This window comes from Flavobacterium sp. FPG59, assembly GCF_002150205.1.
Lineage (GTDB): Bacteria > Bacteroidota > Bacteroidia > Flavobacteriales > Flavobacteriaceae > Flavobacterium.
The window spans coordinates 1-5,461 of sequence record NZ_MTCA01000201.1; the positions used below are offsets into that span (position 1 = coordinate 1).

A 5,461-nucleotide genomic window follows, 5' to 3' on the forward strand; every position below is an offset into this window, starting at 1 on the left:
AAAGGTTACTGCTTTATAACTAAAACAGTCACCCACATTTTTGCTTTTACCCAAATGATTATAAATCCTTAAACTCTTGTCAAACAAGAGTAATGATTTTGAATACTCTCCTGCATCTTGATGTTTCATACCAAGGTTTAGAATTGAATCAGCCATTTTAATGTTTTCCTTTTTTGTCAGAATAATTTTTTGTTTAATTCTTGATTGCCCAAAAAAAGATATTCCATTAAATAATAGAAAAATAGAGAAAACAATATGTATGACTCTTTTCATGAGTATATTGGTTATGATAAAATATGAAAACGTACATATTCAAGTTTAGAATAGGTACGTTTTTAATATTTAAAATTGCAAATAAGTTAAATTTATTTAAAGATATCCCCTGTATAATTGTTAGGCTTAATTATAACTGGGGGTATTATATCTCCATCCCCACCAGATACTATGTCTAATTGCTCTTCATTTAATTCTACATCATCCATATTAACCTCAGCTGGAATATTGATAAAAATTGTTGAAAAATCTGTTTGATCAACAAACGCAATATTCTTACCCTCAGGCAAATGAAAAGGCTGCCCTAAAAAATTTTCTATAGTTGTGATGGGGCTAGCTATTAAATTGCTTTTAAAAGTTGGATCCTGCCATGCCTTTTTAATAATTGCATCTAGAATTTTTTGGTCTTTAGTTAATTCCATTTTTATCGTTTTTGTTAATTCATTTTTAGAATTGTGAAATTAAGCTCTTATTTACGAACAGAAATGCCAAAAATGCTGACAAAAGATTAATACTTGATCAACATAAAGTTTCTTAAAACAGTTTTTATCTTATTAATTATTATAAATTGAATGATTCACTACTAAAATTCTTCTGAGATACCATGTTCAAATCTCGATATTTCTAGAAGTTTTAAAAATCAAAAAGTTTACATTTTAAGCGGTATTAAAGCAATTCATCACCTCTTTTTAATGTATAATTTGTTGCGATAAGTGTCATGTGAACACGGTTAAAGTAGAAGAATTTATAGCATAAGCTAGAGGAATTTTAATCGCTGTTGAAATTATTGATGCTACAACTAGATATATTACAAAAGAACAGTTTCAAGATTTAGAGCATCAACTAAACTATAAACCTAGAAAAAAATTTGGTTATAAAACACCAAAGCAATTTCATTTAAATATATAGACAAATCAGCAAAAACTTGCATTTACAACTCGTATCCACCTACTATTAATTCATCCCCAACCGCAATTGCTAAGCTTTTGTGGTTTTTTTGTGTTTTTCAAAATAAGGATTTAAAAAAAAAAAACAAATAGCTGACTGTTAGTTATTTATGAATTTTAACTAAATTTGATAAGAATCTTAATCCCAAAAATTATGTCAAAAAAAATTCTTTATCTTTTAGGAATTGCAGTTACCATTATTTTAGGTATGTTTTTGTACCAAAACTATTGTTGCAATTGCTGTATGATGCCTCCGAAATTAGACGACTCAACTACTGTTGTCAATAATAAGAGAACTGGTCTAGTTCCTTTTACTATTAAAGGGAGCGATTTCGACTACCATTGTAATGACAATATAAAATTTGTCAAAAACGAAACGGCGGCTCTTGTGCCCTTTTCTGATTCTGTAGCAATTGGATTTAAAAATCTGAAAACAGCATTACAATCTAATCCTAATAAAAAAATTAAGATTACAGGTTATGCCACTTCCGACGAAAAAAACACCAGTACTTTTCCGAATTTAGCCCTGGCTCGAGCTAATGATCTAAAAAAGTATTTAATTTCAACTGGTTTTGATGCCAATTCTTTTGTTTTAGAAGGAGAAATTAAAGATAAATGGGAAATGATTTCAGACACGCTTATTGGTCCTGCATCTTTTAACATCATTGAAAACGAACCAGCAAGCAACAATCAATGGGAGGTGTTAAAAGCAAAAATAAATGCAAATCCACTTATATTGTATTTCAACACGAATGAATCTCGAGAGAACTTGAGTACCGAGGAGCAAACTAAAATTGCTGAAATAGCAACTTATTTAAAAAATGTTCCTAACGCAAAAGTGAGTATTGTAGGGCATTCCGACAGTGTTGGTGCAAGAGAAGCTAACATTGTTCTGGGACAATCACGTGCTGAATTTGCTAAAGCATTTTTAATAAAAAAAGGAATTGATTCAAAACAAATTGAAACCAGTTCGCAAGGTCCAGACAATCCTATTGCGGACAACACAAGCGAAGAAGGAAAATCAAAAAACAGAAGAACAGTTGTTACTATAAAATAACCAAAAACACATTTAATTATGAATATACCATGTATCTTAATACCCTTAATAGTAGGGTTAATTTGTGCCTTGTTAGGCTATTTGTTAGGAAAGTTGTTGTCCAAAAACAATTCCGATTCAAGTTCTTTGAAAAATGATTTGGATGCTTGTTTGCAAAAATCAAATCAATATTCTAAAACTATTGCCAACTTAGAGGCTGAATTGGCAAATGCTAAAAAAGTAACTTCACAATCTTTTGCAAGTGTACCCGATGCTCCTAAATTTTTATTCGATTCCGAATTAGCAGCTTCGGTTTTTGGAAAAAAAATCAAAGAAAATGATTTGAAAATTGTAGAAGGAATTGGTCCAAAAATCGAGGAATTATTTCACGCAGCAGGCATCAAAACTTGGCAAGCTATGTCTGAATCCTCTGTTGAAAAACTCCAAGCTGTTTTGGATTCAGGTGGCGAAAGATTTTCTGTTCACACTCCCGGAACTTGGGCAAGACAAGCTGCATTAGCATACCAAGGAAAATGGCAAGAATTAAAAGATTGGCAAGATAAATTAGACGGAGGAAAAGAATAAAAAACATTATTTTATTTTTTAAAAGCTACAACGATACTCTTATTTGTTGTAGCTTTTTTGTTTATTTTGAGTTGTTTTATTTGTAACTCTACACGCTATATTTTTTGACAACGATTTCATTAATTGAGTTACTTTATAGAAAAAAAAGTAACGTTCTACACGCTAAGTAATACATTAAATTTTTCGAACTTAGAATTTTAATTCTAGAAATTTGTAGTCGATAATTCTGACTCAGCTACTACAGGAGTGTATACTAAAACCAAAGACTGTACCGATGATGGTAAATTAGCACAATTACCATTTGAACTTACATAGGAGATACTTATGGTTCACCATTGTATGTAGGAAAAATAAAAAACTCTGCTGGATCATAATGATGGAACCTTTCTATTCCGATTAAAAATCAACATAAATTAAAAGTTTGGATCCCACTTTTATTGAATTGAAATAGACCTTGCAAAATGTTTTTTAAAACAAAAAAGCCCAACATTTCTGCTGAGCTTTCGTTTGATATTAAATAGTCTACCAAATTTTAACACGTTTATCGGTTGCTAAATAAAGTGAATCTGTAGGTTTAATTTTAAATGCTTCGTAAAATTCTGGAACGTTGCGTACTACAGCATTAATTCTGAATTTAGCTGGCGAATGTGGATCAGAAGCAATTTGATTGCGTATTGCTTTTTCACGGCTTTTATCTAACCACACTTGTCCCCAACCTAGAAACACTCTCTGAATCCCTGTGAAACCATCCATTACTGGTGCTTCTTTTCCGTTAAGGCTTAGTTTGTAGGCTTTAATTGCAATACTCAATCCTCCCAAATCTCCAATGTTTTCTCCAAGGGTAAACTCTCCGTTAAGATTTAAATCTGGAAATACTTTGAAAGCACTGTATTGATCTACTAATGATTTTGTTTTGGCTTTAAAAGCCGTTAAATCTTGTGGTGTCCACCAGTTTCTCATAACCCCTTCACCATCAAAAGTACTTCCTTGATCGTCAAAACCATGACCAATTTCATGACCTATTACCGCTCCAATTCCGCCATAATTTACGGCGTCTTCTGCTTTTAAATTAAAGAAAGGCGGTTGTAAAATAGCTGCTGGAAATACAATTTCGTTCAAGGTAGGATTGTAATAAGCGTTTACCGTTTGAGGCGTCATTCCCCACTCTGTTCTGTCAACAGGTTTTCCTAACTTGTTTAACATTCTATTGTACTCAAATGCTCTGGCTCTTTCTGCATTTCCATACAAATCGTTTTTAGCCACTTTTAATGCTGAATAATCTCTCCATTGGTCTGGATAACCAATTTTAATCATGAATTTATCTACTTTGGCAAGTGCCTCTTTCTTGGTATTTGCACTCATCCAATCTAGCTTCTTGATACTTTCGGCATAGGCTTTCAAAAGATTTTTAACCATTCCGGTCATGCGTTCTTTTGCTTCTGGCGAGAAATGCTTTTTTACATATACTTTACCTACTATTTCTCCCAATCCACCGTTTACAGTGCTTACACCTCTTTTCCAATCTTCTTCCTGAGCTTCTGTACCGTATAGTGTTTTTCCGTAAAAGTCAAAATTTTGTTTGTCTAAAGCTGTTGTTAAATAATTGGAAGTATTGTTTATCAAACTCCATTTAAGGTAGGTTTTCCAAGTATCAATTGGCGTATTTTTGATAATAGTATTTAAGCTTTTGGTATATTCCACCTGAGAAATTACGATTGTTTTTTCTTTATCAATACCTGCATTTTTAAGCATTGCATTCCAATCGAAATCAGCCATTAACTTTTTTAAATCTGCTACCTTGTATTTGTTATACAGTTTTGCCGTGTTTCTGGTTTCCTCTTTTTTCATGTGGCTGGTAGCCAATACGGTTTCCAAAGCCATGATTTTAGAAGCACTTTCAGCTGCATTTGGAAGCCCCACCAACTGCAACATTTTTTCTATATGCGCTACATATTTCGCACGTGTTTCAACCATTTTGGCATCGACTTGCAAATAGTATTCTCTTTCAGGAAGACCTAACCCGCCTTGCCAAGTCATTAACGTGTATTGTTTTGGGTTTTTAAAATCTTCGGTAACCACTACAGAGAAAGGCATTGAAACGCCTGTTCTGTTTGATTTTCCAAAATAAGCCGCCAAATCAGTATAATTTGCAATAGCATCAATATTTTTCAATTCTGGTTGAATTGGCGCAATTCCTTTGGCATCACGGTCTTTTCTGTTCATGAAAGAGCTGTAGTAATCGCCAATTTTCTGTTCGTCTGAACCTTCGGCAAAAGTACCTTTTGATGCTTCTTCGATAATTGCTTTTACATCCTTTTGAGATTGATCATACAAAATATCAAAAGCACCGTAAGACGTTTTATCTGCTGGAATTTTATTGTTTTTTACCCAGGTTCCATTTACATAGGCATCAAAGTTGTCACCAGGTTTCACAAGCGTATCCATATTTTTTTTGGTAACACCCGAAATTAATTCTTCTTTTTTATTGCACGAAGCCATAAGAACGACCGCAGCAACTAAAGAAATTTTTAGGTTTTTCATTGTTGAAGTTTTATTTGTTGGTTTAATATATTTTCTTACTTTATTAATAGTTAGTTGCTTTTTTAGCAATTTGTTACAT

Annotated in this window: 5 protein-coding genes; 2 read left to right on the forward strand and 3 right to left on the reverse strand. The window is 32.6% G+C overall.

What is annotated here, in order from left to right:
- Both FPG59_RS13325 and FPG59_RS13330 read right to left on the reverse strand, forming a co-directional pair.
- A partial coding sequence (locus FPG59_RS13325; RefSeq protein WP_140344664.1) for a hypothetical protein occupies nucleotides 1-273 on the reverse strand: 273 nt, incomplete at its 3' end.
- 92 nt (nucleotides 274-365) lie between these two features.
- Nucleotides 366-695, reverse strand: coding sequence for a hypothetical protein (locus FPG59_RS13330; protein WP_086455080.1), 330 nt, complete (start codon nucleotides 693-695; stop codon nucleotides 366-368).
- A gap of 679 nt (nucleotides 696-1,374) precedes the next feature.
- Here FPG59_RS13330 and FPG59_RS13335 point away from each other — a divergent pair.
- Both FPG59_RS13335 and FPG59_RS13340 read left to right on the forward strand, forming a co-directional pair.
- On the forward strand, nucleotides 1,375-2,277 hold the full coding sequence (locus FPG59_RS13335) for an OmpA family protein (protein ID WP_086455081.1): 903 nt from the start codon (nucleotides 1,375-1,377) through the stop codon (nucleotides 2,275-2,277).
- Nucleotides 2,278-2,295: 18 nt separating this feature from the next.
- Nucleotides 2,296-2,841: a hypothetical protein gene (locus tag FPG59_RS13340; protein ID WP_086455082.1), complete on the forward strand. Its 546-nt coding sequence runs from the start codon at nucleotides 2,296-2,298 to the stop codon at nucleotides 2,839-2,841.
- A gap of 522 nt (nucleotides 2,842-3,363) precedes the next feature.
- On the opposite strand, the gene FPG59_RS13345 is transcribed toward FPG59_RS13340, so the two are convergent.
- Nucleotides 3,364-5,382, reverse strand: a complete 2,019-nt coding sequence (locus FPG59_RS13345; RefSeq protein WP_086455083.1) for a M13 family metallopeptidase — start codon at nucleotides 5,380-5,382, stop codon at nucleotides 3,364-3,366.
- Nucleotides 5,383-5,461: the final 79 nt, after the last annotated feature.